Origin of the sequence: Aliiroseovarius sp. PTFE2010 (assembly GCF_049943335.1) — a bacterium.
In the GTDB taxonomy this organism is placed as follows: domain Bacteria; phylum Pseudomonadota; class Alphaproteobacteria; order Rhodobacterales; family Rhodobacteraceae; genus JBNFVY01.
On the sequence record NZ_JBNFVY010000027.1, the window covers coordinates 1 to 3,250 of the forward strand.

Genomic DNA, 3,250 nt, shown 5'->3' on the forward strand with positions numbered 1-3,250 from the left:
GATGGTATTCTGGACCCGGCCGATACGCGCAACGCGCTTGGGATGTCGATTTCCGCCTCGCTGAACGCGCCGATCGACGATCCGCACTACGGGATATTCCGGCTGTAACCGCATAAGATCCGGCCCCGGCGCATTGGTGTGCGCCGGGGCCAGACCGCATCACGACTTGGCCCCGGCCCAGCGATGCGCCCGCGCGCAAGACACCCCAATTCAGAGATCAGGCCGTGCAGGTCCCGGGTCATTCAGACCCCCCGCGCAAGCGGCGCATCAGCTCGTCTGCCGCCGCGCCTCCTGGATCGACACCACGTCCGACGCCGCCATCTCAGGACGATCAGCCTCAACCGCGCTCAACGGCGTGACCGGCCGCAATCCAGCCAGACAATCACGCGCCAATTGCTGATACTCGGTCGTCCCACGAGTCTTCCACGCAACCTCTTTCTCGCTGACCTCGCGGATCACCTTGGCCGGTGATCCGACCACCATCGAACGCGCCGGGATCACCGTTTCACCCCGCACAAACGCTTGGGCGCCCACGATAGATTCCGCACCAAGCTCAACGCCGTCCATGATCACGGCATTCATCCCGACCAGAGCATTCCGGCCAATGGTACACCCATGCAGAATTGCACCATGGCCAATATGACCATCAGTTTCGACCACCGCATCGCGACCGGGAAAGGAATGGATCGTGCAATTGTCCTGAACGTTGGCGCCATCGCCGATCACGATCCTGCCGAAATCGCCCCGCAGGCTTGCCCCGGGCCCGATATAACATCCTTTGCCAAGGATCACATTTCCTATCAGAACCGCCTGGGGATGAACGAACGTTCCCTCGGGAGCAACAGGGACGAACCCTTTGAATTCATAGCAATGTGCCATTTTTCTTGCCCTTTCATGGTCTGGAAACCCATGGTCGCCGAATCCAGACATCCAAACTGCATCAATCGCCGTGCCAAGCCATGGTCAGACCCAAAGATCTGGACCGGAATATCCGCGGTCGCCCAAGACAGGCGGCGCGAACAACCAAACATATGTTAGAAAATTCGACAAGCACCCTACGTCACAGTGTGATCATGTTGACAGGCCCGCGCGGCGCCATGTAAATTCTAACAAATGGTAGAAAACGGAATGGCGCTTATCAAAAGCTGGCCAGTCCAAACGTGGGAGAGAGAAATGTCACAGAAAGCCTATGTCACCGGCGTTGGGATGGTCCCATTCCAAAAGCCTGGTAAATCCGAAAGCTATGACGTCATGGCGTCCACCGCCACCCGTTCCGCCCTCAAGGACGCGGGTCTGGATTACGATAAGGTCCAGCAGGCCTATGTCGGTTATGTCTATGGCGATAGCACCTGTGGCCAGCGCGCCCTGTATCAAGTCGGCATGACCGGCATCCCGGTTGTGAATGTGAACAACAACTGTTCGACCGGGTCGTCTGCCCTGTTCCTGGCCCGCCAGGCCGTTGAAAGCGGCGCGGTGGAATGTGCGCTGGCACTTGGGTTCGAGCAGATGCAGCCCGGCGCCATCGGTGCGATGTTCCACGATCGGATCAGCCCGTTTGCGTCATTCGACGAAGAAACCGATGATCTGGTTGGCAATTCGGACATTCCCTTGGCGCTTCGCTATTTCGGCGGTGCGGGCAAGGCCCACATGGACGAGTTTGGCACACCGGTGGAAACCTTCGCGAAAATTCGCGCCAAGGCCAGCCGCCATGCCGCCAAGAATCCGGTTGCCCTGTTCCGGCAGGAAGTAACGGCCGAAGAAGTGATGGCAGCTCAGGTCGTTTGGCCCGGCATCATGACCAAATTGATGGCCTGCCCGCCAACTTGTGGCGCGGCGGCGGCTATTGTCTGTTCCAAGGAATTTGCTGACAAGCACGGTCTCGACAGCTCGGTGCGGATTTCGGCGCAGGCAATGACAACAGACGGACCGGAAACCTTTAATGCGCACGACATGCGTGAGGTTGTCGGTTTCTCGATGGCCAAGAACGCTGCTGATCAAGTTTATGAAGCCGCGGGCATCGGACCGGAAGACGTGGACGTGGTCGAACTGCACGACTGTTTCGCGCACAATGAACTCATCACATATGAGGCACTTGGCCTCTGCGCGCGCGGTGATGCGGCGAAGTTCGTTGACGATGGCGACAATACATATGGCGGCAAATACGTGACCAACCCGTCGGGCGGTCTGTTGTCCAAGGGGCATCCGCTGGGCGCGACCGGGCTGGCCCAATGTACTGAACTTGTGCAGCAATTGCGCGGGCAGGCCGATGCACGGCAGGTCGATGGTGCGCGTCTGGCGCTCCAGCACAACCTGGGCCTCGGCGGGGCCTGTGTGACCACGCTTTATGAAAAAGCCTGACGAAAACCTATCGGGAGAGAATTTTATGACTGGAAAACTCGACGGGCGCGTCGCCCTTGTCTCCGGTTCGGGCCGGGGTATTGGCCGCGAAATCGCACTCAAGCTGGCCTCGGAAGGGGCCCGCGTGGTGGTCAACGATCTGGATGCCGATCCAGCCAACGAAACCGCTGAAGCAATTCGTGCCAGCGGTGGTGAGGCCGAAGTCTGTGCCGGTAGCGTGACCGAGGATGGTTTCGCTGAGCGGTTCATCAAGACGGGTGTCGACAGCTTTGGCGGGCTCGACATTATCGTGAACAATGCTGGCTACACTTGGGACAGCGTTGTTCAGAAAATGACCGACGAACAGTGGCAGGCGATCATCGACGTTCACCTGACGGCCCCCTTCAAGATCTTGCGCGCCGCCCAACCTGTGATCAGCGCGAAGGCCAAGGAAGAGGCTGCCGCAGGGCAGGAAGTGTTCCGCAAGGTGGTCAATATCTCGTCCATCGCGGGTACCGGCGGCAATGCCGGCCAGATCAACTATTCCGCCGCCAAGGCCGGTATCCTCGGGGTTACCCGGACGATGGCCAAGGAATGGGGCCGCTATAAGGTCAACGTCAATGCCGTGGCCTTCGGACCCATCCGCACCCGCCTGACCGAGGGCAGTGCGGACGGTGAAAGCACGATCAAGGTCGAGGAAAAAGAGATCAAGGTCGGCGTAAACCCCGAACTTCTGACGCAGATGGAACGCATGATTCCGCTGGGTCGGGTCGGCACACCGCAAGAAGCCGCAGGTGCGGTCTATCTGTTCTGTGCGCCGGAATCGAACTTCATCTCGGGCCAGCACGTCATCTGTGGCGGCGGTTTTGTAATCTAAGACTTCCAGCCAAGGCCCCCACGTGGGGCCTTGGCG

At 59.4% G+C, this 3,250-nt stretch carries 3 protein-coding genes; 2 read left to right on the forward strand and 1 reads right to left on the reverse strand.

All coding sequences use genetic code 11. From position 1 onward, the window contains the following. Positions 1 to 267: 267 nt before the first annotated feature. Positions 268 to 879: a transferase hexapeptide repeat family protein gene (locus ACP2AV_RS15585; RefSeq protein WP_426373687.1), complete on the reverse strand. Its 612-nt coding sequence runs from the start codon at positions 877 to 879 to the stop codon at positions 268 to 270. A 294-nt stretch (positions 880 to 1,173) separates the two neighbouring features. Between ACP2AV_RS15585 and ACP2AV_RS15590 the strand changes: the two genes are divergently transcribed. Together ACP2AV_RS15590 and ACP2AV_RS15595 are read left to right on the forward strand one after the other, a co-directional pair. Further along, positions 1,174 to 2,358 carry a lipid-transfer protein gene (locus ACP2AV_RS15590; RefSeq protein ID WP_426373688.1) on the forward strand — a complete coding sequence of 395 codons (1,185 nt, stop codon included), beginning with the start codon at positions 1,174 to 1,176 and terminating at the stop codon, positions 2,356 to 2,358. Between the two features lie 25 nt (positions 2,359 to 2,383). Continuing rightward, a complete protein-coding gene (locus ACP2AV_RS15595; protein WP_426373689.1) occupies positions 2,384 to 3,214 on the forward strand; it encodes an SDR family NAD(P)-dependent oxidoreductase in 831 nt (276 codons plus the stop codon). The last annotated feature ends 36 nt before the right edge of the window (positions 3,215 to 3,250 follow it).

Bases quoted from the DNA above. Each gene is read 5' to 3' on its own strand.
- ACP2AV_RS15585 (WP_426373687.1), bottom strand. From the start codon at position 879: ATGGCACATTGCTATGAATTCAAAGGGTTCGTCCCTGTTGCTCCCGAG.
- ACP2AV_RS15590 (WP_426373688.1), top strand. From the start codon at position 1,174: ATGTCACAGAAAGCCTATGTCACCGGCGTTGGGATGGTCCCATTCCAA.
- ACP2AV_RS15595 (WP_426373689.1), top strand. From the start codon at position 2,384: ATGACTGGAAAACTCGACGGGCGCGTCGCCCTTGTCTCCGGTTCGGGC.